The following is a 25,187-nucleotide window of genomic DNA, read 5'->3' on the forward strand; positions in this document are numbered from 1 at the left end:
CGCGGGCGATCGGGCTCGGGATATTTCCGATTTGTGCGGTCGATTTTCGGTGGCCCTCGAGTAGCAATGACGTCGTTACGCCGATTTTTCAAGGGGTCTACTTCGGGTACCGGAGCAATTCGACCGCACGAATCGAAAGTACGCGCAATCGAGGCGCTACGTAGTCTGCGAAAACGGGTCGGAGCCGGAGGGAATCGGCGGAAATCTGCGGAAACATGTGTCAATGGGCGGAACGCGGCGCGGCGGGCATCGCGGGATGTAGCATGGACGAATTATGAGTGAAGTCAGCGAATATCCGGTCGCGGTGCGCGAGTTGCACGCCCGATCGTTCCACAACGACGTTTTCGAGGACCCCTACGAGTGGTTGCGTGCCAAGGACGATCCGCGCACCCAGACGTTCGTGCGCGAGCAGAACGCATATACCGAGCGCCGCATGCAGCCGCTCGCCGGCCTGCGCGGCAGACTCTTCGACGAGCTGAAGTCCCGCGTGCAGCAGACCGACATGTCCGTGCCCACCCGACTCAACGGATACTGGTACTTCACGCGCACCAGAGAAGGCAGCCAGTACGCCGTGCAGTGCCGCATCCCCGTGACCGGGCCGGACGACTGGACGCCGCCCGAGGTGGACGTGACGGCCGAGCCCGGTTCCATGCCCGGCGAACAGATCGTGTTCGACGGCAACAAGGAGGCCGAAGGTCACGACTTCTTCCGCTGCGGCGGCATCGACCTGAGCCGCGACGGCCGCTGGATGCTCTACGGCGTGGACGTGACCGGCGACGAACGCTACGACCTGAAGATCCGCGACCTTTCCACCGGCCGCGACCTGCCCGAAACCATCCCGCAGGTGTCCGCCGGCGGATGCCTCACCCCGGACGGCAAATGGGCGTTCTACGTCAAGGTGGATGAGGCATGGCGGCCGTACGCCGTGTGGCGTCACCGCGTGGGCACCGACCCGTCCGAGGACCGCGAGGCATGGCGAGAGGGCGACGAACGGTTCTGGGTGGGCGTGGGCCTGAGCTTCGACGAGCGCAACATCGTCATCGGCACCGGGTCCAAGACCACCACCGAAGTGCTCACCCTGCCCGTGGACGACCCGACCGGCGAATTCCGCCCGTTCATCCCGCGGCGCGAAGGCATCGAGTACGACGTGAGCTTCGCCTGCTTCGAGGGTGCCGGCGACCATGGCGAGGACGTGCCCGTGGCGGTGGTGTACCACAACGTGACCAACCCGAACTTCCAGATCAACGTGATCGACATGCGCACCCACGAGCCGCCGTATGCGCTGGACGAGGGCACGGTCGTCGCGGCCGGGTCGCCCTACGGGTGCGAGAAGGGCGGGCAGTACTCCGCCATGCCGGTCGGACGCCCGTGTCACAACCCCGGCAATCCGGCCATTCTGGACGGTGTGCGAGGTCTGGGCATTGAGGGCATAGCCATCCACCGGCATTTCGTGCTGCTGTCCTACCGGGCGGAGGGACTGCCGCATCTGGCGGTCATGACCAAGCATGACGCGGTGGAGGATTGGCGGGTCGGGCGCCCCTGGCGGTTCGAGGAGATCGTGCCCAGGCCGTCGGGCAGTGCGGGCGGGAGCGACAGCGCCGGCCGTCCGTACGCGGAACGGCTGTACTCGATTGGCTCCGGCGGCAACCCGTCCTACGAGGCTCCGCGCCTGCGCTACTCGTTCGGCAGCTACACCATGCCCGGCGAACTGCATGAGTTCGATCCGGCCACCGGTGAGGATGCGCTGCTCAAACGCGCCACCGTGCTGGGCGACTTCAACCCGGACGACTATGTGGAGCATCGGCTGTGGGTCACCGCGCGCGACGGCGAGCAGATTCCCGTTTCGCTGGTGTGGCGTCCGTCCGTGTGCCATCCGCAGAGCGAGGGCGGTGCCGCGCCGATGTTCATCACCGGCTACGGCGCGTACGAGGTGAGCATGGACCCCGGATTCTCCGTGCCGAGACTGAGTCTGCTCGACCGTGGCGTGCTGTACGCGGTGGCGCACATCCGCGGCGGCGGCGAAATGGGCCGCGCGTGGTACGAGCAGGGTCGCCGGCTCAACAAGCGGCACAGTTTCGAGGACTTCGTGGACGTGACCCGCGCGCTGCAGGAGAGCGGTTGGGCGGACCGGTCGCGGACCGTGGCCAACGGCGGTTCCGCAGGCGGACTGCTCATGGGCGCGGTGGCCAACATGGCGCCCGACCTGTATGCGGGCATCGAGGCGGACGTGCCGTTCGTGGATGCGCTCACGTCCATCCTGAAGCCGGATCTGCCGCTCACCGTCACCGAATGGGACGAATGGGGTGACCCGCTGCACGATGCCGCCGTGTACGACTACATGAAGTCCTACACGCCGTACGAGAACGTGCCCACGGCGGCAGAGCGGCGCGAACGATTCGGCACCGATCATTTCCCGAGGATCTTCGTCACCACGTCGATGAACGACACGCGCGTGCTGTACGTGGAGCCGCTCAAATGGGTGGCCAGGCTGCAGGAGCCCGAGGTGGGGGCGGATGCGATCGTGAAGATCGAGGTGGAGGCCGGGCACGGCGGCACCACCGGGCGGTACAAGCAGTGGGAGGAGGTCTCCTACGAGAACGCGTGGTGCCTGGCCGTCATGGGGCTGACCGAGTAGCCTCGGGCAGGGCAGGCCGCGCCGACGGGCCGCGCCGGCAGATTGGGCGAATCCGCTGTTTTCCATCGATGCAATGGGTGCTGCGGCAATGGATTCGCTCAATCTGCGGTCCCTCCGCGTGTCCATCTGCTGAGCGGGTCTCGTCCGGGGCATGGATGCGCGAGTAGTCTCGCGTGCTATGAGCAAGTCATACCACATTGCAGTTATTCCCGGTGACGGCATTGGCAAGGAAGTCACTCCATGGGCGCAGGCCGCTCTGGAGAAGGCCGCCGAAGGAGAGGCATCGTTCATCTACGAGCACTTCGATCTGGGTGCCGAGCGCTACCTGCGCGACGGGTCCATCCTGCCCGAGGACGAGGAGGAGCGCATCAAGAAGGCCGATGCAATCCTTCTCGGCGCCGTGGGCGATCCGCGCATCAAGGCCGGCATTCTGGAGCGCGGTCTGCTTCTGAAGCTCCGCTTCGATCTGGACCAGTACGTGAACCTGCGCCCGTCCAAGCTGTACAGGGGCGTCACCTCGCCGCTGGCCAATCCGGGCAACATCGACTTCGTGGTGGTGCGCGAAGGCACCGAGGGCCTGTACTGCGGCGCCGGCGGTGCGGTCCGTCGCAATACGCCCAACGAGGTGGCCACCGAGGTGTCGATCAACACGGCGTATGGCGTGGAGCGCGTGGTCCGTTACGCTTTCCAGCTGGCCATGAAGCGCCGCAAGCACGTCACGCTGGTGCACAAGAAGAACGTGCTCGTCAACGCCGGCGACATGTGGCAGCGCATCGTGGACCGCGTGGGCGAGGAGTACCCGGAGGTCACGCACGACTACTCGCACATCGACGCGGCCACCATCTATCTGGTGTCCGACCCGTCGCGCTTCGACGTGATCCTCACGGACAACCTCTTCGGCGACATCCTCACCGACGAGGCCGGCGCCGTGGTGGGCGGCGTGGGCTACTCCGCGTCCGGCTGCATCAACGCGTCGAACGAATACCCGTCCATGTTCGAGCCGATCCACGGTTCCGCGCCGGACATTGCCGGCAAGGGCATCGCCAACCCGACCGCCGCCGTCCTGTCCGCCGCCATGCTGCTGCGCCATCTCGGGTTCGACGCGGCAGCCGAGCGCATCGATCGTGCGGTCGAGGCGGACATCGAGGAGCTGGGCTCCACCAAGCGCACCACCGAGCAGGTGGGCGAGGACATCCTCGCGCGCATCTGACGGTGTTTGCCCGGCCGGCCAGCCGCGTTCCGCGGGGTGCCTCCGCTTCCGGCCGGGGCGTTGGCTGCTGCCGGTTGGGGTGCGCGGCGATTGCGGTGGCGCTTCATGAGGAGGCTGCCCCGGGCGGTGCACGGCAGGTGCTTCTCCTGGGGCGCGTGACGGGCATACCTGTCGAGGCATGTTTTGTAATACAGTTACAAAACATGCCTCGGGCGGGTTGCTACGAGACCATTGTTGTAACGGATTTACAAATATGGTCTCGTAGCGGCGGCCAGAGACCGGATTTGTAACAGATTTACAAAATTGGTGGATAGGCGGCCGCAGGAGACGCGTTTTGTAACAAAGTTACAAAACGCATGTGGGCGTGTGGTTGTGGGCGTGTGGTTGTGGGTGTGTGGCGGGCGTGCGGTAGGCGTGCGGCGGATGCACGGTGGGTGCCCCGCGAACGAGCGGAGGGTGTGCCGCGGTATGTGGGGGCATACCGAGGATAGAACGGCGACGGTGCGTGACGGCAGACGGACGCGCAGGCGGGGCATGACGAAATCGGAAGAGCCCGATAAGGTGGTTGCGATGACGACACCATTGGCGGAATGAATCGGGGGGACGGATGGATGCACTGACGCAAGCGACCGAGCGTGTGTGGTACCGCGGCGAATGCAAGATGCCGGGCGGCAAGCTGGTGGCCGTCAGCGTGAATCCGGCGCGCGCGGATGGTGTGATTCAGGCGCGCATCGACGGCGATTTCTTCGTGGAGGGGGATGCGGAGGCGGCCCACGGTCTGCTGCGCGAACTGGAATCCGCGATCGGCGCATACGTGCACGCGGCGGCCGGTCTGACCTTGGCGTCTCAAGGGATTGGCGGTTCGGAAATGTGCGGCCGGCAGGGTCGCGGCAGGTTGGAATTAGACGGAACCGACGCGTCCGGAACGTCGGTGGCGGAGAGTGGGACCACGCCAAGGCGGTCGGTTGAATCGGTTGAACCGGTTGGGGTGGATGATCCGGTTGAACCGAGCCGGTCGCTCGAATCGGAAGGCCCGGTCGAATCGGGACGGTCGTCTGAATCGTGTGAGCCTGCTGAATCGGATGAGTCAGCTGAATCGGTCAGGCCGGACGGTCCGTCTGAATCGGCTGACCCAGACTGCCCGGTCGAATCGCTGGCCCGGCGGCTGGAGACGGTGATCTCCGGGCATCCGACGGTCATGCTGATCGGTGCCGACGCGCGGACGATCGCCACGGCGGCCGGGCGCGCACTGGAACGGGAGCGCGTTGCGGGTTACTCGAATGCCTTTGCCCGTCGTGAGCGTGCCGAGATCTGCCATGGCGGTTCCTTGGCGCCCGCATCCGGCGCACGCGCATTCGGCACGCCCGCATCCGGTCCCGATGGGCCGACTTCCGTGTCGGAACAGGGGATTCCCGAGCGCTCCGGGGACGCGGTTCGGCCCTCCGACGGCCATGACGATCCGGACGGCGCCCGGCCCATATGGCCCGTACGATCCGCCCATCCGGACCGGTCCGAACAATCCGCAGGCCCCGTCCGGCCTGCGCAGCAGCGCCTCGCCCCGGCCCGAGCCGACGCCCCATATGCCCAAGCAGCCCCAGACAGCCTGACCGTGCTGCGCGATGTGCCCCGCTCCCCGTCGATGCAGCTGGCGCTCGATCAGGCGTGCGCGGAGGCGGTGGCGGCCGGACGCATGGGGCCGCTGCTCCGCCTGTGGCAGTGGGACCGCGCCGCAGTGGTGATCGGTCGCTTCCAGTCGCTGCGCAACGAGGTGAATCTGGAACAGGCGCGTGCGGAGCAGGTGACCGTGGTACGGCGCATCACCGGCGGCGGGGCGATGTTCGCCGAGCCGGAGTCGGTCATCACGTATTCGCTGGTTGCGCCCCTTGGATGGGTGGCGGGATTGGACGTGGAGGAGTCCTATCGTCGCTGCGACCGGTGGGTGCTTGATGCCCTGCGCTCGCTCGGCATCGAAGCCCGCTACCGGCCCGTCAACGACATCGCCTCGCCTCTGGGCAAGATCGGCGGGGCGGCGCAGCGCCGGTTCGCTCCGGCGCGTACGGCTTCCGGGGGCTGGGGCGCCGCAGGTCCGGGCGCGGTGCTGCACCACACCATGCTCTCCTACGACATGGATGCCGCCAAGATGGTGCGCATCCTGCGCATTTCCAAGGAGAAGATGTCCGACAAGGCCGTCAAATCGGCCGTCAGGCGCGTGGATCCGTTGCGCTCGCAGACCGGTCTGACCCGCGCTCAGGTGCTGGACCGCATGGTCGCCACGCTCACGGATCCGGAAGGCCCGTACCGCGCGCGCTATGCCGCCCCCGAGCGGGCCGACGCCACGATCGGCACGGAATCGCTGGAACGTGCCGAAGAGCTGGCACGCACCCGGTTCGCCACGCCCGGATGGACCGCGATCATCCCGTAGATTGCCGGAACCGGACCGGTCTGCGTCGCAATGCGGGGATACAATAGCATCCCGTAAAATCGGTCAAAAGGCCAATGGACGGCACGGAGGTGGGATGGGCGTGACTAGGGCGAACGAGACGCCGAACGGCATTGCGCAGGGCGACAATACGCTGTTGCATACTGCGCTGTTCAAGCAGGTGTCGCCCGAGGAGGCCGAGCAGCTGATCCCGCATCTCAAACGCTGGACGCTCAACAAGGGCGGCTACATCTTCCGTGAAGGCGACGTGGACCACCGCATGTACGTGCTGGAGAACGGGCGCGTCAAGCTCACCCGCCAGTCGGAGGATCACCGCGTACAGCTGCTCAGCATCCACGGCCACGGCGAGATTCTGGGCGAGATCCCGGTGTTCGACCCGCACGGCGGCCCGCGCACGGCCAGTGCGGTGGCCATGACCAACGGCACCACCGTCGTCTCGCTTGAGCATGACGATCTGTTCGCCTGGCTCGACGAGCATCCGCGCGTGGCGGTGGACATGCTGCAGGTGCTCGCCGGTCGCATGCGTGCCAACAACGAGCGCATCTCCGATCTGGTGTTCATGGACGTGCCGGCGCGACTGGCCAAGACGCTCATCGACCTTGCGCAGCGGTTCGGCGAGCCGATCGAGGCGGGCCTCATGGTGCCGCACGACCTGACGCAGGAGGAGCTCGCCCAGCTGGTGGGCGCCTCGCGCGAAACGGTGAACAAGGCGCTCATGGACTTCGACAACCGCGGCTGGATCGCTCGCAAAGGCCGCTCGATCATCATCTTCCAGCCAGGCATGCTCATCCGTCGCTCCAAGCGCTGACGCTCGCACCCTGCGCCGTGTTCAGCCGGTTTTCGGCGGGTTTTCAGCAAGTGGAGCTATGGTGATCGTTTGCGTCGCAGGGCGAACCGGCGGTAGAGCCGCACCTTTAGAATGGGCACCATGCCCGAAAAGAAATCGAACTCCTTCAAGCGTGTGCTGACGCTGCTGCTCGCGTACATCATGTTCTGCGGCGCCGGCGGCGTGGTGATGACCGGATTCCTGCTGCCCGCGGTGTTCGGTGCGAACGCCGTGATCCAGGCCGTCTCGCCATCCCTGAAGGCGGAAGGCATCGATTTCTCCATCGCCAAACTGCCCCAGGCGTCCACGCTGTACGCGGCGGACGGCAGCAAGATGGCGTCGTTCTACACGCAGAACCGCATCGTGGTGCCGCTGAGCGACGTGTCGGAGATCATGCAGAAGGCGCTGGTCTCCAGCGAGGACCGCCGATTCTTCCAGCATTCCGGCGTGGACGTGCAGGGCGTGATGCGCGCGTTCGTGCAGACCTACGTCAAAGGCGGCAGCACCCAGGGCGGTTCCTCCCTGAGTCAGCAGTACGTGAAGAACATGCTGCTCGCCCAGGCCGAGTCGGACGACGACCCGATCGCCGCCTACCACGCCACCGAGGACACCATCGCCCGCAAGCTGCGCGAGATGCTCATCGCCGTGCAGCTCGAGAAGGAGTACAGCAAGGCGGAGATTCTGCAGGGCTACCTCAACATTGCCCAGTTCGGCACCCGCAACCTGTACGGCATCGAATCCGCGGCCCGCCGCTACTTCAACAAGAGCGCCAAGGACCTCAACATCGTCGAGGCCGCCACCATCACGCCCATCACGCAGAACCCCGCCAAATACGATCCGTCCATCGAGGCGAACCAGCCGGAGGCGCAGCGGCAGCGCGACATCGTGCTCGACCTCATGCTCCAGGAGGGCTACATCACCCAGAAGGAGCATGACGATGCCGCGAAGACGCCCATCAAGGACACGCTGCACATCACGTCCGTGGACCAGGGGTGCATGACAGCCGGCGACGCCGCGTTCTTCTGCTCGTACGTGGTCAAGCAGATCGAGAACTCCCCGGAGTTCGGCGCCACCAAGGAGGAGCGCCAGAAGCTGCTCAACACCGGCGGCCTGGAGATCCACACCACCATGGACGTCAACGCGAACAACGCCGCCATGAACGCGGCACGCACCGCCATTCCCGTGAACGATCCCAGCCAGTTCGAGATGACCATCGCCGCGATCCGCCCCGGCACCGGCGAAGTGCTCGGATTCGGCATCAACCGCACGTACGACGCGACCGACGCCGCGGCGAACGACTTCACGCGCACGGCCGTCAACTTCGCCGTGGACCAGAAGGACGGCGGTGGCACCGGCTTCCCGGTCGGCTCCACGTGGAAGCCGATCAACCTCGCGGCGTGGATGCGCGAGGGCCATTCCATCACCGAGGTGCTGCCGGCAGGCAACTCCGTGGACGAGCGCACGGAAGTCCCCGACTTCAAGGCGCCCAGCACGTGGCTGGTGAGCAACTCGGGTGCGCGCGGCTACCCGGAATCCCCGTTGCAGGGCCTCATCAACTCGCACAACACCACGCAGGCCGCCATGCTCAAGGTGATCGGCCTGACGCCCATCCTCAACGCCGCGTCCGACATGGGCTATCACAGCGCGTCCATAGCGGACGAAGGCAAGAGCCTGCTCGACCAGAAGACCCTGTACAACCCGCCCGTGGTGATCGGCGCCGGCGTGTCCGCCTCGCCGCTGACCATGGCCAACGTGTACGCCACGATCGCCGCCAACGGCGTGCAGTGCACCCCGATCGCCATCACCAAGGTGACCGACAGCACCGGCAAGGACATTCCCGTGCCGAGCGCCAACTGCCATCAGGCGCTTGACCCGGAGATCGCGCAGACCGTCGCCTACGCCATGAACCAGGGCGTGGTCACCCCGTCCGGCGCCGCGCACACCGCGCAACTGGCCAACGGGCGCAAGACCTTCGCCAAGACCGGTACCAACGAGAACGAGTACCTGATCACCGCCGGCTTCACCCCGGAGGTGGCCGCATTCGCGATCGCCGGCAACGCGCAGGGCTACAAGAAGCAGTACGACAAGAAGACGGGCATCTCCAAGACGCTCGACGGCTTCACCAACCGCACCATCAACGGCGTGTTCCACGACACCTGGTTCGGCTACATGCTGGCCACCCCGGCGTGGGTGAACTTCATGAACACCTATCTGGAGACCGCGCAGATTCCGGTCAACAACGACTACGGCGCTCCGGCGGCCAAGTACATGGGCGGCTCCTCGTCGTCCACGTCCTCCGGCTCCGGGACGGGCACGCAGTCGCAGGACCAGTCGCAGTCGCAGGATCAGGCCGGCACGCCGTCCGCTTCCGAGTCCGCTGCGGCGAACACCGAAGAACAGGTTGACAACGCGCAGCAGGATCTGACGCAGCTGCCGTGACGGCGTGGCCGGAACCGGAATCGCCTGCGCCTTGCCTGCGTCAGTCCCTGCGCTGACCCTCACGAGCCATGCACAAATGGACGTGAGGGTCGCGTCGTTTTCCGCCTACAATGGCACCGGTGGCTGCCGAATGCGGCGGTCGGTGACACGAGAGGGGCGAATGAGCGATGAAGCACAACAACTATGACGAAGCGAATCTGGCGGGCTTTGACATGCGCGGGTTCACGGTGGCCAGCAAGACGTCGGCCTATGACCGCGACGAGACGGACGAGACGGCGACGGCGGGAATGCCCGGGGCCGGAGTAGCGGCCGACGGCGGAGATTCCGCGGTACAATCCGCCGCCGAGCCTTCAGCCGAGACGGGCGAAGGCGCACCGGACGCCGGCGCCGATTCCAACGATCCCGTTGCCGACGGCGATGCGTTGGATGAGATTGCCGAGGCCGACCGTCCCGCGCCCGAGCGCAAGACGAAGTCCAAGGGCCTGTTCAAGAGCGCCAAGAAGGCCGTGAAGGTTGAATCCCCGGCGTTGTTCAGCCCGATCTCGCTGCGCGGCGTGACCGCGCGCAACCGCATCTGGCTGCCCCCGATGGACACCTACTCGGCAGTGAACCGTGACGGCAAGCCCACCCCGTTCCACTATCAGCACTACGTGTCCCGCGCGGTGGGCGGTTTCGGTCTGGTGTGCTTCGAGGCGACCGCCGTGGTTCCGGAGGGACGCATCTCCCCGTGCGACCTTGGCCTGTGGAACGACGATCAGGTGGCCGCGTTCCAGTGGATCGTGCAGGGCGTCAAGGACGCCGGCGCGGTGGCTGCCATCCAGCTCAACCACGCCGGCCGCAAGGGCTCCACCGGCTGCTTCGGCGTGGGCTACGAAGGTGGCAGCGTACCACAGGAGGCGGGCGGCTGGCCGACCGTGGCGCCGAGCCCGATCGCGTTCGACGACTTCGCCGCACCGCGCGAACTCACCGTAGATGAGATCCACGGCATCGTGGACGCCTTCCGCGCCGCCGCTGTGCGCGCCGTGAACGCCGGGTTCGACGTGATCGAAATCCACGCCGCCCACGGATACCTGCTCAGCGAATTCCTCGACCCGCTGACCAACGTGCGCACCGACGAATACGGCGGTAGCCTCGAGAACCGCATGCGCATGCTCGTCGAGGTGACGGATGCGGTGCGCGGCGCGGTCGCCCCGTCCGTGCCCGTGTTCGTGCGCGTCTCCGCCACCGATTGGGCGGCCGGCGGCTGGGATCTCAATCAGACCATCGAGACCGCGCGTGTGCTCAGGGCCCACGGCGTGGATCTGGTGGATGTGTCCACCGGTGGCATCCTGCCCGGCGTGGCCATCCCCGCCAAGCCGAACTATCAGGTGCCGTTCTCCGAGCAGGTGCGTCTCAAGGCGCTGGTGCCCACCACCGCGGTGGGGCTCATCACCAAGCCGAAGCAGGCCGATCGGATCATCCGCCGGGGCGAGGCGGACGCCGTGCAGATCGGCCGTGCAGCCCTGCGCGACCCGTACTGGCCGCTGCGTGCCGCAGACAAGCTGGGCCTCAAGACAAGCGAGGCGCCCTACCAGCCGCAGTACGTCCGCGGCGCATACTGAACCATACTGAACTGAGCCCTGCCTCCCGTGTGTCTCGAATCGCCGCCGCAGCCAGAAATGGTGGCGATTCGAGACACATAACGGCGGTTTTGAGTCTCAAGCCGCATCCGCAGTCCGGAACGGTGGCGATCTGAGACAGATCAGCGCGGTTTTGTGTCTCGAATCGCATCCGAATGTCGGAGTGCCCCCGGAGTGCCTCCGGTTCCACCCCCGGTGGACGAGGGTGGCGCTTCGCCGCGCGCGGTGAGACAATGGGACGCATGAGCTACGTTTCCGAGAACTTCTGGCATGATGCCGTGAACAAGGCCACCACCGATCTGTTCACCTTCGGCTACAAGCACGTCGTCAAGCCGTACTTCGTGTTCAATCACACGCCTGACGTGGCGCACGACCAGATGATTGCATTCTGCCGCGTCGCCAAGCGCATCCCGCCGCTCATGTGGCTGGAGAGAGAGATGCTCGATTACACCGATCCGATTCTCGAAACCGAGGTGATGGGCGTCCGCTTCGCCAACCCGTTCGGCCTGTCCGCCGGACTGGACAAGAACTGCGACATGCCGGTCCTGCTCGACAACGCGGGTTTCGGCTTCGAGACGATCGGCTCCACCACCGCGCGCCCCTGCCCGGGCAACCCGAAACCCTGGTTCCACCGTCTGCCCGAATACGATTCGATGATGGTGCACGTGGGCCTTGCCAACGACGGCTCGGACAAGGTGATTCCCCGCGCCGAGGCCGCCTGGCGCAAGGCGAAGAGCATGCAGGTCTCCGTTTCCATCGCCCGCACCAACGACGAATTCTGCGGCGATCTGGACGAGGGCATCGAGGACTACTGCACGTCCATGCGCCGCGCCGCCGGCCGCACCGCCATGATCGAGGTCAACGTCTCCTGCCCGAACACGCACGTGGGAGAGCCGTTCACCTCCAGCCCCGAGAATCTGGACCGCCTGTTCACCGCGCTGGACAAGATCGAGCACCCTCAGCCGGTGCTCGTCAAGATGCCGCTGAACAAGACGTGGCCCGAGTTCCGCGATCTCCTCGCCGTCCTGGCCGAGCATCGGGTGGATGGCCTGTCCATCGCGAACCTGCAGAAGGACCGCACGGGATTGGAGATTCCGCGCGAGTGGGAGGGCGGCCTGTCCGGTGGCCCCACGTACCGGGCCAGCAACGCCGTGATCGCCAACACGTACCGCGAGTTCGGCGACCGGTTCGCCATCGCGGGCATCGGCGGCGTGTTCACCGCGCGTCAGGCGTATGCGAAGATCCGTTCCGGCGCGAGTCTGGTGATGTTCATCAGCTCGCTCATGTACCGCGGCCCGCAGCAGATCACCGTGCTCAAGCGCGGTCTGGCCGAGTTGCTGCGCCGCGACGGGTTCGATTCCGTGGCCGAGGCCGTCGGCGTGGACGTGGACTGACGGGAACGCAGCGATGGAGAAGGAACCGAAACTCGAGGGCGGTGCCGTAGCGCGCCCCCGTACGCTCATCGTCATGCCCACCTACAACGAGGTGGCGAACCTCAAGCCCACGCTCTCCGGCATCTTCGCGCAGACTCCGGAGGTGGAGGTGCTCGTGGTGGACGACAACTCCCCGGACGGCACCGGCCGTCTCGCCCAGTTCATGGCCGGCGGCGAACCGCGACTGCATGTGATGCACCGCACGGCCAAGAACGGGCTCGGCCCGGCGTATCTGGCCGGGTTCGAATGGGCGCTCGAGCGCGGCTACGATCTCATCTGCGAAATGGACATGGACGGCTCTCACCGCCCGGAGGATTTCCGGCGCATGCTCGACGTGGCCGTGATGAACCCGGACGTGGATCTGGTGATCGGCTCCCGGCGCGTGCCGGGCGGCGCGACGGTCAACTGGCCGTGGCTGCGCGACATGATCTCCCGCGGCGGCTCGTGGTATGCGCGCACCATGCTGGGCCTGCCCGTGCACGATATGACCGCGGGATTCCGCATCTACCGCGCCTCCATGCTCGCAAGTCTGGGGCTGGAGCGCGTGCAGGCGAACGGCTACGTGTTCCAGGTGGATATGACCCGGCGCGTGGCGGCGGTGGGCGGTGTGATCCGCGAGGTGCCGATCGTGTTCGTGGAGCGGGTGCGCGGCAATTCCAAGATGAGCACGCGCATTGTGGCCGAGGCGATGCTGATGGTCACCCGGTGGGGTCTGGAGCGCATGGGCTTGGAGCACGCGGGCCGCCACGATTAGCCGCCGTGCGCGATGATTGTCGTGTTATGCCGCGAAACGCTCAAGCTCGTTTTGTTCAATGAGCGGATGTGTGCGATAATGTTCGAATGATATCGTCACAACGCCAACATCTCATTCTGAGCCGGTTGCGCACGCGAGGAGCCGTGCGCATCACGGCCCTGTCCAAGGAACTCGGCGTCTCCGCGATGACCATTCGCCGCGACATCGCCGACCTTGCGGACAAGGGCCTGCTCAAGCGCGTCCATGGCGGCGCCATCACCACCTCTACGCTTCTGGCCGAACCGCTGTTCTCCGTCAAGTCCCAGATGGACATCGGACTCAAGGACGCCATCGCGCAGGAAGCCATCCAATACGTGGCCCCGGGGGATGTGATCGCCATCGGCGGCGGCACCACGGCCTACGTGTTCGCCCAGCACCTGCTCGAATCCCAGCAGTCCAGCGGCATCACCATCCTCACCAACTCGATCCCGGTCGCGGAACTCGTGCAAGCACTGGAGACGAAGGACGTCGAAGTCATCGTCACCGGCGGCGTGATCACCCGTTCCAACTCCCTCGTCGGGCCCATCGCGGACAAGGTCGTCAGCTCCCTGCGCGTCAACACCGTTTTCCTCGGCACCCACTCGGTGTCCATCCCGCACGGATTCCTCATGCCGAATTCGCTCGAGGCCGCCACGGACATGGCCCTCATGGGCATTGCCGACCGGACGATCATCCTCACCGACCACACCAAGTGGCAGTGCACGTCCCTGTCCCTGTTCGCCCGGTTCGACCAGGTGGACACGGTCGTGACCGACGACGGCCTCGATCCGGCGGCCGCCAAGCAGACCAAGGAACTGGTCAAGGAACTCGTTTTGGCCAAACAGACCGAACCAACCCAAGAACCAACACAAGAAAGTGAGTACATGCAATGAGCGAATTCGCACACTACACCCCGGGGGAGTATGCATCCGAACACATTCGCATCACGCCGACCACGCTGGCGGACGGCCGCGACTTCTTCTATCTGGATGACGATCCGGACTACGTCTCCGGCAGGAAGACCCGCGAGCTCAAGGACCCGCGCAACCTGCCGTACCGCTTCAGCAACCAGCTGAACGCCGCCGGCGAGGAGGTACCGTACGCGGCCCCTGAAATGCGCCGCGACCCGCTGACCGGCGACTGGATCCCGATGGCGACCGCCCGCATGAACCGCCCGATCACCGCCGGCCCCGGCGCCACCGCCAAGGGCAACCCGCTGGCCGCCCGCAAGCCCGGCGACCCGTACCAGGACGGCGAAGTGCCGGACACCGACTACAACGTCGTCGTCTTCGAGAACCGCTTCCCGTCGATGGTCCGCGTGCCCGGCCGCTCTGAGGATGTCACCTTCGTTGACGGCAACCCGTTGTGGGAGAAGAAGATGGCCGCCGGTCGCTGCGAGGTCATCTGCTTCGACCCCGACGAGCACGGCCTGCCTGCGGACCTGCCGGTGTCCCGTCTGCGCACCGTCGTCGAGGCGTGGGCCTTCCGCACCGCCGAGATCTCCGCGATCGAAGGCATCGAGCAGATCTTCCCGTTCGAGAACCACGGCGCCGAAATCGGCGTCTCGCTGGCCCACCCGCACGGCCAGGTGTACTGCTACCCGTTCATCGCCCCGAAGATGGAGAAGGAACTGCAGCACACCGAGGCCTACCACGAGAAGACCGGCGGCAACCTGCTCAAGGACCTCATGAACGCCGAGCTCGAGGCCAAGGAGCGCGTGGTGCTGCGCAACCACAGCTGGGTGGCCTACGTGCCCGCCGCCGCCCGCTGGCCCCTCGAGGTGCACGTGGCCCCGGTGCGCGACGTGCTCACCCTCGACCAGCTCAACGACCAGGAGCGCTGGGACCTCGCCCAGATGTACTCCACGCTGCTCAAGCGCGGCAACGCGTTCTTCGACAAGGGCGACGGCAAGGGCATGGACCTGCCGTACATCGCCGCCTGGCACCAGGCCCCGATCCACGACCCGCGCCGCGCCAACTACCGCCTGAACCTCCAGTTCTTCAGCTTCCGCCGCGCCGCCAACAAGATCAAGTACCTCGCCGGCTCCGAATCCGGCATGGCCGCCTGGATCTCCGACACCACGCCGGAGCTCATCGCCAAGCGATTCCACGAGCTCGGCGACGTGGACATCGCGGACTGAGCGTTGTACACACATCACCAGAAAGGGAACGAAACACCAATGACTGCTGTTGAATTCATCGAACCGATCAGCCACGACGACGGCGTTGCACAGGCCACCGACCTGTTCCGCCGCACGTACGGCACCGACCCCGCCGGCGTATGGGCAGCCCCGGGCCGCGTCAACCTCATCGGCGAGCACACCGACTACAACGCCGGCCTGTGCCTGCCGATCGCACTGCCCCACCGCACGTTCATCGCCCTGAAACCGCGCGAGGACACCGCCGTGCGCCTTGTGTCCGACGTGGCACCGGACAAGGTCGCCACCGCAGACCTCGACGGTCTCCAGGCCGGCGGCGTGGACGGCTGGGCCGCCTACCCGACCGGCGTGGCCTGGGCCCTGCGGGAAGCCGGATTCGATCAGGTCAAGGGCTTCGACGCCGCGTTCGTCTCCTGCGTGCCGCTCGGCTCCGGCCTGAGCTCATCCGCCGCCATGACCTGCTCCACCGCGCTCGCCCTCGACGACGTGTACTCCCTGGGCTACGGCGCCACCGACGCCGGCCGCGTCACCCTGATCGACGCCGCCATCAAGTCGGAGAACGACATGGCCGGCGCCTCCACCGGCGGGCTCGACCAGAACGCGTCCATGCGCTGCACTGCCGGACACGCCATCCTGCTCGACTGCCGGCCGGGCTTGACCCCGATCGAATCCGTCTCCCAGCAGGAGTTCGACCTCGACAAGTACGGTCTCGAACTGCTCGTGGTGGACACGCAGGCACCCCACCAGCTCAACGACGGCCAGTACGCCCAGCGCCGCGCCACCTGCGAGGCCGCCGCGAAGATTCTCGGCGTGGACAACCTGCGCGTGGTGGCCGACCGCGTCAACGCAGCCGACGATCCGGTTGCCGCGCTCGCCGATGTGCTCGAGCAGCTCGACGATCCGGCCCAGGTGCGCTGCACCCGCCACGTGATCACCGAGATCGGCCGCGTCACCCAGTTCGTGGAGGCGTTCAAGGAGGGTGACATCGCCCGGGCCGGCGAGCTGTTCAACGCCTCGCACAACTCCCTACGCGACGACTACCGCGTCACCGTGCCGGAGCTCGACACCGCCGTGAACATCGCCCGCGCCCACGGTGCGTACGGTGCGCGCATGACCGGCGGCGGCTTCGGCGGCTCGATCATCGCCCTCGTGAACAAGGGCGCCGGACATGAGATCGCCCAGCGCATCGCCGACGAGTTCAAGGCCCAGGGCTTCAACGCCCCGCGCGCCCTGCCCGCCGTGGCTGCTGCCGCTGCTTCACGCGAGGCGTGACGCAGCCTTCGCGGCTGGGTCGGCTCCGGCGACACGCCCGGCCTGACTTACGAAGCCTGCGAAAACGTGCTACCTTGCACAGCTGATCAAAACCGCATGGCCTGCGCCGAATTACCATCGAGTACTTCGGTGCGGGCCATGCGGTTTTCTGCGTTGAGAGAGGAAAACACGTGAGCACCAGTCACACCCATGCCCCTGCCGATGCCGCCGAGCGGATGCCGCAGCCGGCCCAATCGCCGCAGCCGCCGTCGTGCCAGCACTTCGACAGACCCCATCTGATCATGTCCGGCCTGTACGCCGGCGTATTTCTGGGCATGCTGTCCGAAACATCCATGAACATCGCTCTGCCGGACCTCATGGACGAGTTCTCCGTCACCTCCGGCACCGTGCAGTGGATGGTCGTCGGCTACATGCTGGCCATCGGCGTGGTGCTGCCGTGCGTCGGCTTCCTGCTCAAATGGGTGCGTGCCAAGACGCTCGCCCTGTTTGCCCTCTGCTGCTTCCTCGCGGGTGCCGTGGCATGCACGCTCGCACCGAACTTCGCCGTGCTGCTCGCCGGGCGCATGGTGCAGGGCGTGAGCACCGGCATCATGCTGCCCACCATGTACGCGGCCATCATGCGCGTGTTCCCGCCGCAACGGATCGGCGCCGCCAACGGCGTGGCCGGACTCACCATCATGTTCGCGCCCGTGATCGGCCCCACTTTGGCCGGCGTGCTGATCGGCGCGTTCTCCTGGCGGGCCATCTTCGCCATGCTGGCCGTCGTCTCCGTCGCGGCGATCGTGCTCACCGCGGCCTTCTTCGTTACGCCGATCGAACGCACGCGCCCCGCGGTGGACGTCATCTCCATCCTCGCCTCGGCCGTCGGCTTCGGTTGCCTCGTTGCCGGCGTGAGCTTGGTGAGCGACATGGGCTTCTCCGCCACAGTCATCGCCCTGCTCGTGGTGGGCGTGGCGGTGCTTGCCTTCTACACGCACCGGCAGTTCACCGTGGCCGATCCGCTGCTGGATCTCAAGGCCCTGCGCATCCGGGCGTTCGCCGTGCCGGCTGTGATGGTCAGCTGCTCCTTCGCCTGCACGCTCGCCTTCATGTACCTCGTGCCGCAGGAGCTGCAGCGCGGTCTCGGCCTGAGTTCCGCCGTGGCTGGCATGCTCATGCTGCCCGCCGGCGTGGTGAACGCGCTGTGCACGCTGCTGGCCGGTCGCATGTACGATCGCTACGGCGCCCAGCGTCTGGTGTGGTTTGGCGTGGGCATGGCCGTAATCGGCGGTGCGCTGTTCCTGGCGATCGGCGTGGGCTCGCCGGTGGGGCTGTTCCTGGCCGCGCACATCGTGATCATGGTGGGCATTCCGTTCATCCAGCAGTCCACCCAGTCCGCCGCGCTGCACGCCCTGCCGCGCGAGATGGCGGCCGACGGCAGCACGATCCTCAACACCATGCAGCAGGTCGTGGGTGCGATCGGCACCGCGGTCGCCACCTGCCTGCTGGGACTCGCGGACACCGCCACCCAGACCGGATTTGTGACCGGCTCCCGCTACGGCTACGTGTTTGGCCTTGCGCTGGTGGCGTTCGTGCTCGCGGGCTCGTTCCTGCTGCGCGAAGGGACGGCACGGCGGGGGTGAGCGGTGCCAGCGCGGGTGCGGGTTGCATGGGCTGAGGCGTGCGGCGGGACAAGATTCGCGCGGCTCTGCGGCAATAGATGTGCTCACTGTGCTGGCACCGCAGATGTGGGTGGCATGCCGTAGAACTGTCCGGGTGGGTTCGGCGGCAATGCGTCGGCGTCGGACTAGCGGTGCGAAGTGACGTTCCATGAGTGTGACGCCCGTTTCGGCGGCACGCAGTGGGCAACGTTCCATGCGCTCCCCGGATAGACCTTCCGTGGCAGGTGGCGCGAACGGCATGAACGGCATCGTGTTCCCGCCCGACGAAGACGAACCCCTGCGGCAGACGGCGCGAACGGGCCTCGTCCATGCTCTCCCGGACCCCGGCAGGCGTGCAACGTCCCCGATCGGTCCAACCTATGCCGCCGCCAACGCAGCTTGGACCGATCGCGCGAAAAAACAGCCGTTTTCGGGCCCGAAAATCGCATGATCGGTCCAACCTGCGAATCTGGGCCCACAGCTTGGACCGATCATGCAAAAGAGGACATGCCGCTCTGCTCGAGGGAACGGTACTCGTCACAGTCGAAGCTGAGACTCTCAGGCACCGAGATTCTCAAGCACCACAACAGTTCCTATAGTTACCGGAGCAAGATATGGTCTAACGGCAAGACGGCGGGGAGGGGCAGGACGCTAAGTCGGCAGCCGGTAGACCGCCAGCAAGCCAGCAGAGCCGGCAAACCACGGAACGGCAGAAACGATAATGCCCCCGCATGGAATGCATTTCCATGCGGGGGCATCGGTTCATTTTCCCGGCAAGCTGCGTGCTGCACGTTGCATGATCAGCGGTAACCGGAGACCACACAACCCATGCGACTCACGCAATCAGCCGGTAAGGCCGTTACTTGGTGTAGTCCTTGTTCTTGCTTTCCTTGATGAGGAACAGCGCGACGAGGGCGATCACCGACATGACGGCGAGGTACCAGCCGACGGACTCCACGGTGCCGGTGGCCTGCACCAGCGCGGTGGCGATGGTCGGAGCGAACGCACCGCCGAAGATGGCGGCAAGGTTGTAGGCCAGACCGGCGCCGGAGTAGCGCACGTGGGTCGGGAACAGCTCGGGCAGGTAGGCGCCGCACGGGCCGAACAGGCCGCCCATAAGGGCGAAGCCGACGCACAGGAACAGCATCACGGAAACGACGTTGTGCTGCAGGGACTGCATGGCGAACAGGCTGAAGACCAGCGTGGCCAGCGTGGTGGAGATGAGTACGGTCTTGCGGCCCAGACGGTCGGAGTACACGCAGGTGACGAAGATGAAGATGGCGAAGAACACCACGGAGGTCATCTGCATGGCCAGATACTCGTTCTGGGTGAATGCCGGCTTCATCACCTTCACGCCGTAGGACAGCGACCAAGTGCCGAGCACGTAGAACAGGGAGTAGGTGATGCCCATGGCGGCGGTGCCCAGCAGGACTTCCTTCCAGTAGGGCACAAGGTCGCGCAGCGGGTGCTTGGAGACGCGGTCCTCGGCCTCGGCCTGGCGGAAGATCGGGGTCTCGGTCATGCGCAGACGCACATACAGGCCGATGATGACCAGAATGGCGGAGCACAGGAACGGGATGCGCCAGCCCCACGCCTGCATGGCCTCGGGACCGAGCGTGGAGTCGAGCAGCAGGTTCAGGCCGTAGGCGCAGAAGAAGCCGATCGGAGCGCCGAGGTTCGGGAAGGAACCGTACAGGGCGCGCTTGTTGGCCGGCGCGTTCTCGGTGGCGACCAGCGCGGCGCCGGACCATTCGCCGGCGAGGCCCACGCCCTGGCATGCACGGCAGATGCACAGGATGATGATGGAGAGCATGCCGAGCTGCTCGTAGCCGGGCAGGCAGCCCACGAGGAACGTGGAGATGCCCATGGTCATGAGGGCCACGACCAGCGTGGTCTTGCGGCCGATCTTGTCGCCGAAGTGGCCGAAGAGCATGGAGCCGAACGGGCGGGCGAGGAAGGACACGGCGAACGTGAGGAACGCGAGCATGGTGCCGATGGCCGGGTTGGCCTTGGTAGCGGCCGGGAAGAAGATCACGCCGAAGTAGCTGGCGGAGGCGATGGAATAACAGTAGTTGTCGTAGAACTCGATGGCGGTGCCGACCATGGATGCGGCGATGATCTCCGGCACCGAGTCCTTCTTGACCGGCGTCGCGTTCTTGGCGACTGCAGCGGTTGCGGACATGGAATGAACCCCTCTAACTCAAAAATACAAGGAACCACGCCCGGCCCCGTCCCGTCCCGGTTGTGCCAGTAGGGAACGGCTCCGGTGCGGTTCGGCTTTGCGTTCCGGCGTGTGGCCGGAAGCTGAAAGCAAACATACGGAGATTGGGCGCCGAGGGGAATGACCGGACCACTATTCGGACGCCGGCCCTGCCTGCTGTCGTCGCGCCGTGCGGCGAGACAGACGGCGCGACAGACGACGAATGGAACGGCCCGCCCGGCAAGCGCGCGAAGTCCCTATACTGGTGACATCCGTCGTTCTTTCCCATATTTGATCGGAGCGCCATGAATAAGGCAATCATCACCGTCGTCGGCCAGGACACCGTCGGCATCATCGCCCGCGTCTGCACGTACCTGTCCGGCCACAAGGTCAACGTGCTCGACATTTCCCAGACCATCATCGACGGGTTCTTCAACATGATGATGATCGTGGACTATTCCAAGTCGGACGTGGAGTTCGGCGCGATGGTGGAGGCGCTCGACGAGTTGGGCGAGGACATCGGCGTGCGCATCCGCTGCCAGCGCGAGGAGATCTTCACCAAGATGCACCGCGTCTGATCGGTGGACCCTGCGGACCGTACGACCTGAAAGGAACACAACGCCATGCTGAATATCATGGAGGTCCACGAGACCAATCAGATGATCGAGCAGGAGAAGCTCGACGTGCGCACCATCACCATGGGCATCTCGCTGCTCGACTGCGCGGCGGACACCGTGGACGAGGTGTGCCGCAACGTCTACGACAAGATCACCCGGTACGCCAAGGATCTGGTGTCCACCGGCGAGGCGATCGAACGCGACTACGGCATCCCGATCGTCAACAAGCGCATCACCGTCACCCCCATCTCCCTGGTGGGCGCCAGCGCCTGCAAGTCCAGTAAGGACTTCGTGAAGATCGCCCACGCGCTGGACCGCGCTGCCAAGGAGTGTGGCGTGGACCTGATCGGCGGCTACTCCGCACTGGTCTCCAAGTCCATGACCCCGGCCGAGGAGCTGCTCATCCGCTCCCTGCCGCAGGCGCTGAGCGAGACGGACATCGTCTGCTCGTCCGTCAACGTGGGCTCCACCAAGACCGGCATCGACATGAACGCCGTGGAGCTGCTGGGACATGTGATCAAGGACATCGCCGCCGCCACCGCGGACAACGATTCCTACGGCTGCGTGAAGTTCGTGGCGTTCTGCAACGTCCCGGACGACAACCCCTTCATGGCCGGCGGCTTCCATGGCGTGACCGAGGGCGACGCGGTGATCAACGTGGGCGTCTCCGGGCCGGGCGTGGTCTCCCGCGCGCTCGATGCCGCCAAGGGCAAGGACTTCGAATTCCTGTGCGAGACCATCAAGCGCACCGCGTTCAAGATCACGCGCGTGGGCCAGCTGGTGGCGCAGGAGGCATCCCGCAGGCTCGGCGTCCCGTTCGGCATCATCGACCTGTCCCTGGCCCCCACGCCCGCGGTGGGCGATTCGGTGGGCGAAGTGCTGGAGAAGATCGGCCTCGAGCAGGTGGGCGCCCCCGGCACCACGGCCGCGCTGGCCATGCTCAACGACCAGGTCAAGAAGGGCGGCATCATGGCGTCCAGCTATGTGGGCGGCCTGTCCGGCGCGTTCATCCCCGTCTCCGAGGACAAGAACATGATCGACGCGGCCTCCTCCGGCTGCCTGACCATCGAGAAGCTCGAGGCCATGACCTGCGTGTGCTCCGTGGGCCTCGACATGATCGCCATCCCCGGCGACACGTCCGCCGCCACCATCTCCGGACTCATCGCCGACGAGGCCGCCATCGGCATGGTGAACCAGAAGACCACCGCCGTGCGCGTGATCCCCGTGGTGGGCAAGACCGTGGGTGACGAGGCCAACTTCGGCGGCCTCATGGGCTACGCGCCCATCATGCCCGTGAACAAGGCCAGCTGTGCCGCCTTCGTGACCCGCGGCGGCCGCATCCCCGCCCCGATCCACAGCTTCAAGAACTAGACAGCCAGGAACCGAACCGGCAGCAGGCGAATCTGACGATGGCTTGAATGGCTCGGTGAGGCTCGGATGACGGACAGTCACCCGAGCCTTCTTGTAACAGCGACGGCATAGATTAGAGGGTAAGGACAAGAGGGCACATACCCGCTGCGCCTCCATGTGCTGCGGTTGACCAAATCCACAAGACGCTGTGGACCATGATCAACAGAATGAGGAATCACTTCTCGAACGGCGATGCAGTGCAGTCGGGGGTGAATCGGAATAAGTGGAATGAGGAAAGCTGAACCGAAAGAGAACGATGGACGAGCATAAGCAACGCGAAGACGCCAATCTGCATCATTTCGAAGAGCTGCAGGTGCCGGAGCTGTCAACCTTTACCCAGCACAGCAGCATCGTTGACGCGCCGACTCCGGTTGAACCGTTCGTATCCTCCGAATCTTTATCCCCTGAACCTCCCGCGTCGCAGCAGAAATCCGTGGCGGACGCTCCGACGATCGTCTTCAAAACGTCCGTCGGCGAGCCCATCAAAGACGCCGATGCACCCACGACGGTCATTCCTTCTGTGCACGGCATGGGCATGGACGATGCCGTTGAACCCGTGCCGTCTACGTTGCCCATGCAGGATAATCATGTGGAGGAGACCGTTGCGCTGGGCAACCCCATGCCGGCGGCTCAGTCGTCCGGTCAATCGCAGCCCATTCAATTCGACCAGTCGGCTGAAAGTGCCGTGACCACGGAGGATGTAACGACGGATGGTGACGTGGTGAACACCTTCGGGGACTTTCCTCCCATCAACTTCCCCGCATCCATATACGACGAGACGACCAAGGCTGACGGCAAGGGAAACGACGTGCCCGTCGTCAAACCGCTGGGTGCCGGGGATCAGCCCGAATACCAGTCGGCGGACGGGTCCGGGGCCATCACCCCGCAGGAAGCGTTGGCCGGCGAACCGGATTACACCAGCGCCTTGGTGGCGGAGCAGCCGAAGCCGAAGAGGAACCCGTGGGTGATCGTGGGCATCGTGACCGCGGTGGTGATCCTGATCGCGCTGGCGCTGGGCGGATGGTCGTACTACAACTCGCTGAAGAACGACAGGGTGCATGCCTCGGCGCTGGCGCTGTGCAACGACTCGCGGACCAAGTACAACAAGGCCTCGTCCGCGCTGCAGGATGCGCTCAACGCCACCAAGGACGCGCAGGCCGTCACCGCCGACGCCGTGGCGGACGGATCCACCGTGGACGCGCTCAAGCAGGCCGTCGAAACGGCCAACGGCCTCAGGCAGGCGCAGAACTGCCTGTACATCGCCAGCACCGACCAGCTCAACGCGGCCGCGCAGGGCAATCAGGCGCTGATCGGCAAGGTCAACGATTCCGCCTCCGCCGTGACCAATGCGGCCACCGCCGTGACCGACAGCCAGAAGGCCAAGACGGTCAACGACGCCAAGTCCGCGCTGGGCAATGAGATCACCGCCGCGCAGACGCTGCTCGACGGCAGCAACGGAGCCGTGACCGACGAGGCTACGCGCACCGCGCTGCAGAACGCGCTCAACGATGCCACCGCCGTGCTGGGACAGACCGATCCGGACCCGTCGGCGCTGCAGTCCGCCGTGACCGCGCTGCAGAACGCGGAAAAGGCCGTGCAGGCCTCCAAGGACGCATACACCGCGCAGCAGGAAGCGGCCCGGCGGACGCAGCAGCAGAACGCGCAGAACAGCGGGAACGATTCCTCGGATTCCTCGGATTCCTCGGATTCCGGCAGCGATTCGCGGCGGAGCGATTCGAGCTCCAACGGTTCCGGCAACCGCGGCGGTTCGACCGGAGGTTCGACCGGCGGTGCACAGACCACTACGCCGCCTTCCTCTCCGGCGCCTGAGCCGTCTTCTCCTGAGCCTTCGTCTCCGGAGCCTTCCTCTCCCGAACCTTCGTCTCCTGCGCCTGAGCCGTCTTCTCCTGAGCCGTCCTCTCCGGAGCCCTCGTCTCCTGAGCCGTCCTCTCCGGAGCCGTCCTCTCCTGAGCCTTCGTCGCCGGAACCCGGTACGCCGGGCACGTCGGGTGACGGCGACGGCGGATCCGGCGCGTCGGAGGGCGGCAACGAGTCGCCGGTTCCCGGGGTGGAAGGGTAACACAGTACTGACGCGTTTTGCTGCTGGGCTACGGGGGTTTGCGCTGCATGGCGTTGCTGTGCTGCGCCGACGGTGCGCCGGTGATGTGCCGGCGGTGCACCGGTGGTGTGCCGACGCGGGAAAATACGGGCTGGATGTAACGAATTCCGGATTCTAAGCGTCAAATGATCGCTGGGGCGATAGATTCGCGCTTGGAATCGCGAATTTCGCTATGTTCAGCCCGTATTTTGAGCGGATCGTATGCGCAGCGATGCCTGTCTGGCTCGCACGCCGTCAGCCTTGCCGTGCTGTCTGCTGCATATGCTGTCTGCTTCGCATTGCCTGAGTGTGGTTCTTCCGATCGGTCCAACCTGTGCACTCCTTTTCGCAGCTTGGACCGATCGTGCAATTTTTGGCCTCCAAACGGCCTGTTTTTTCGCATGATCGGTCCAACTTG

General features: G+C 65.7%; 17 protein-coding genes. 16 read left to right on the plus strand and 1 reads right to left on the minus strand.

What is annotated here, in order from left to right; genetic code table 11:
• Positions 1-274: 274 nt before the first annotated feature.
• The 13 genes from AC1AZA_RS07490 (at position 275) to AC1AZA_RS07550 (ending at position 18,895) form a co-directional block, all read left to right on the plus strand.
• Complete coding sequence (locus AC1AZA_RS07490) at positions 275-2,635, plus strand: S9 family peptidase (RefSeq protein WP_476514041.1); 2,361 nt, start codon at positions 275-277, stop codon at positions 2,633-2,635.
• Positions 2,636-2,813: 178 nt separating this feature from the next.
• Positions 2,814-3,845, plus strand: coding sequence for a 3-isopropylmalate dehydrogenase (locus tag AC1AZA_RS07495; protein ID WP_476514042.1), 1,032 nt, complete (start codon positions 2,814-2,816; stop codon positions 3,843-3,845).
• A gap of 607 nt (positions 3,846-4,452) precedes the next feature.
• The gene (locus AC1AZA_RS07500) at positions 4,453-6,267 is read left to right on the plus strand and encodes a lipoate--protein ligase family protein (RefSeq protein WP_476514043.1); all 1,815 of its coding nucleotides are present in this window, start codon (positions 4,453-4,455) and stop codon (positions 6,265-6,267) included.
• Positions 6,268-6,361: 94 nt separating this feature from the next.
• Positions 6,362-7,093: a Crp/Fnr family transcriptional regulator gene (locus AC1AZA_RS07505; RefSeq protein WP_476514044.1), complete on the plus strand. Its 732-nt coding sequence runs from the start codon at positions 6,362-6,364 to the stop codon at positions 7,091-7,093.
• Between the two features lie 120 nt (positions 7,094-7,213).
• On the plus strand, positions 7,214-9,550 hold the full coding sequence (locus AC1AZA_RS07510; RefSeq protein ID WP_476514045.1) for a transglycosylase domain-containing protein: 2,337 nt from the start codon (positions 7,214-7,216) through the stop codon (positions 9,548-9,550).
• Positions 9,551-9,837: 287 nt separating this feature from the next.
• Positions 9,838-11,151, plus strand: a complete 1,314-nt coding sequence (locus tag AC1AZA_RS07515; RefSeq protein ID WP_476514127.1) for an NADH:flavin oxidoreductase/NADH oxidase — start codon at positions 9,838-9,840, stop codon at positions 11,149-11,151.
• A 260-nt stretch (positions 11,152-11,411) separates the two neighbouring features.
• Positions 11,412-12,563, plus strand: coding sequence for a quinone-dependent dihydroorotate dehydrogenase (locus tag AC1AZA_RS07520; protein WP_476514046.1), 1,152 nt, complete (start codon positions 11,412-11,414; stop codon positions 12,561-12,563).
• A 13-nt stretch (positions 12,564-12,576) separates the two neighbouring features.
• Positions 12,577-13,356: a polyprenol monophosphomannose synthase gene (locus AC1AZA_RS07525; protein WP_476514047.1), complete on the plus strand. Its 780-nt coding sequence runs from the start codon at positions 12,577-12,579 to the stop codon at positions 13,354-13,356.
• Between the two features lie 86 nt (positions 13,357-13,442).
• Positions 13,443-14,267, plus strand: a complete 825-nt coding sequence (locus AC1AZA_RS07530) for a DeoR/GlpR family DNA-binding transcription regulator (protein ID WP_476514048.1) — start codon at positions 13,443-13,445, stop codon at positions 14,265-14,267.
• A complete protein-coding gene (galT, locus tag AC1AZA_RS07535) occupies positions 14,264-15,514 on the plus strand; it encodes a galactose-1-phosphate uridylyltransferase (protein ID WP_476514049.1) in 1,251 nt (416 codons plus the stop codon). Before AC1AZA_RS07530 ends, galT begins: the two co-directional genes overlap by 4 nt.
• Before the next feature lie 39 nt (positions 15,515-15,553).
• Positions 15,554-16,804, plus strand: coding sequence for a galactokinase (gene galK, locus AC1AZA_RS07540; RefSeq protein ID WP_476514050.1), 1,251 nt, complete (start codon positions 15,554-15,556; stop codon positions 16,802-16,804).
• A 170-nt stretch (positions 16,805-16,974) separates the two neighbouring features.
• A complete protein-coding gene (locus AC1AZA_RS07545) occupies positions 16,975-18,426 on the plus strand; it encodes a DHA2 family efflux MFS transporter permease subunit (RefSeq protein WP_476514051.1) in 1,452 nt (483 codons plus the stop codon).
• Between the two features lie 277 nt (positions 18,427-18,703).
• Positions 18,704-18,895, plus strand: a complete 192-nt coding sequence (locus tag AC1AZA_RS07550; protein WP_476514052.1) for a hypothetical protein — start codon at positions 18,704-18,706, stop codon at positions 18,893-18,895.
• Between the two features lie 408 nt (positions 18,896-19,303).
• On the opposite strand, the gene AC1AZA_RS07555 is transcribed toward AC1AZA_RS07550, so the two are convergent.
• A complete protein-coding gene (locus tag AC1AZA_RS07555; RefSeq protein WP_476514053.1) occupies positions 19,304-20,626 on the minus strand; it encodes an MFS transporter in 1,323 nt (440 codons plus the stop codon).
• Between the two features lie 323 nt (positions 20,627-20,949).
• Here AC1AZA_RS07555 and AC1AZA_RS07560 point away from each other — a divergent pair, with 323 nt between their 5' ends.
• The 3 genes from AC1AZA_RS07560 (at position 20,950) to AC1AZA_RS07570 (ending at position 24,751) form a co-directional block, all read left to right on the plus strand.
• Positions 20,950-21,222, plus strand: coding sequence for an ACT domain-containing protein (locus tag AC1AZA_RS07560; protein ID WP_476514054.1), 273 nt, complete (start codon positions 20,950-20,952; stop codon positions 21,220-21,222).
• 45 nt (positions 21,223-21,267) lie between these two features.
• Positions 21,268-22,632, plus strand: a complete 1,365-nt coding sequence (locus AC1AZA_RS07565; protein WP_476514055.1) for a DUF711 family protein — start codon at positions 21,268-21,270, stop codon at positions 22,630-22,632.
• A 613-nt stretch (positions 22,633-23,245) separates the two neighbouring features.
• Positions 23,246-24,751, plus strand: a complete 1,506-nt coding sequence (locus AC1AZA_RS07570; RefSeq protein WP_476514056.1) for a hypothetical protein — start codon at positions 23,246-23,248, stop codon at positions 24,749-24,751.
• Positions 24,752-25,187 lie beyond the last annotated feature (436 nt).

It is taken from the genome of Bifidobacterium sp. LH_389 (genome assembly GCF_056357235.1).

Bases quoted from the DNA above. Each gene is read 5' to 3' on its own strand.
- AC1AZA_RS07490 (WP_476514041.1), top strand. From the start codon at position 275: ATGAGTGAAGTCAGCGAATATCCGGTCGCGGTGCGCGAGTTGCACGCC.
- AC1AZA_RS07495 (WP_476514042.1), top strand. From the start codon at position 2,814: ATGAGCAAGTCATACCACATTGCAGTTATTCCCGGTGACGGCATTGGC.
- AC1AZA_RS07500 (WP_476514043.1), top strand. From the start codon at position 4,453: ATGGATGCACTGACGCAAGCGACCGAGCGTGTGTGGTACCGCGGCGAA.
- AC1AZA_RS07505 (WP_476514044.1), top strand. From the start codon at position 6,362: ATGGGCGTGACTAGGGCGAACGAGACGCCGAACGGCATTGCGCAGGGC.
- AC1AZA_RS07510 (WP_476514045.1), top strand. From the start codon at position 7,214: ATGCCCGAAAAGAAATCGAACTCCTTCAAGCGTGTGCTGACGCTGCTG.
- AC1AZA_RS07515 (WP_476514127.1), top strand. From the start codon at position 9,838: ATGCCCGGGGCCGGAGTAGCGGCCGACGGCGGAGATTCCGCGGTACAA.
- AC1AZA_RS07520 (WP_476514046.1), top strand. From the start codon at position 11,412: ATGAGCTACGTTTCCGAGAACTTCTGGCATGATGCCGTGAACAAGGCC.
- AC1AZA_RS07525 (WP_476514047.1), top strand. From the start codon at position 12,577: ATGGAGAAGGAACCGAAACTCGAGGGCGGTGCCGTAGCGCGCCCCCGT.
- AC1AZA_RS07530 (WP_476514048.1), top strand. From the start codon at position 13,443: ATGATATCGTCACAACGCCAACATCTCATTCTGAGCCGGTTGCGCACG.
- galT (WP_476514049.1), top strand. From the start codon at position 14,264: ATGAGCGAATTCGCACACTACACCCCGGGGGAGTATGCATCCGAACAC.
- galK (WP_476514050.1), top strand. From the start codon at position 15,554: ATGACTGCTGTTGAATTCATCGAACCGATCAGCCACGACGACGGCGTT.
- AC1AZA_RS07550 (WP_476514052.1), top strand. From the start codon at position 18,704: ATGAACGGCATCGTGTTCCCGCCCGACGAAGACGAACCCCTGCGGCAG.
- AC1AZA_RS07555 (WP_476514053.1), bottom strand. From the start codon at position 20,626: ATGTCCGCAACCGCTGCAGTCGCCAAGAACGCGACGCCGGTCAAGAAG.
- AC1AZA_RS07560 (WP_476514054.1), top strand. From the start codon at position 20,950: ATGAATAAGGCAATCATCACCGTCGTCGGCCAGGACACCGTCGGCATC.
- AC1AZA_RS07565 (WP_476514055.1), top strand. From the start codon at position 21,268: ATGCTGAATATCATGGAGGTCCACGAGACCAATCAGATGATCGAGCAG.
- AC1AZA_RS07570 (WP_476514056.1), top strand. From the start codon at position 23,246: ATGCAGGATAATCATGTGGAGGAGACCGTTGCGCTGGGCAACCCCATG.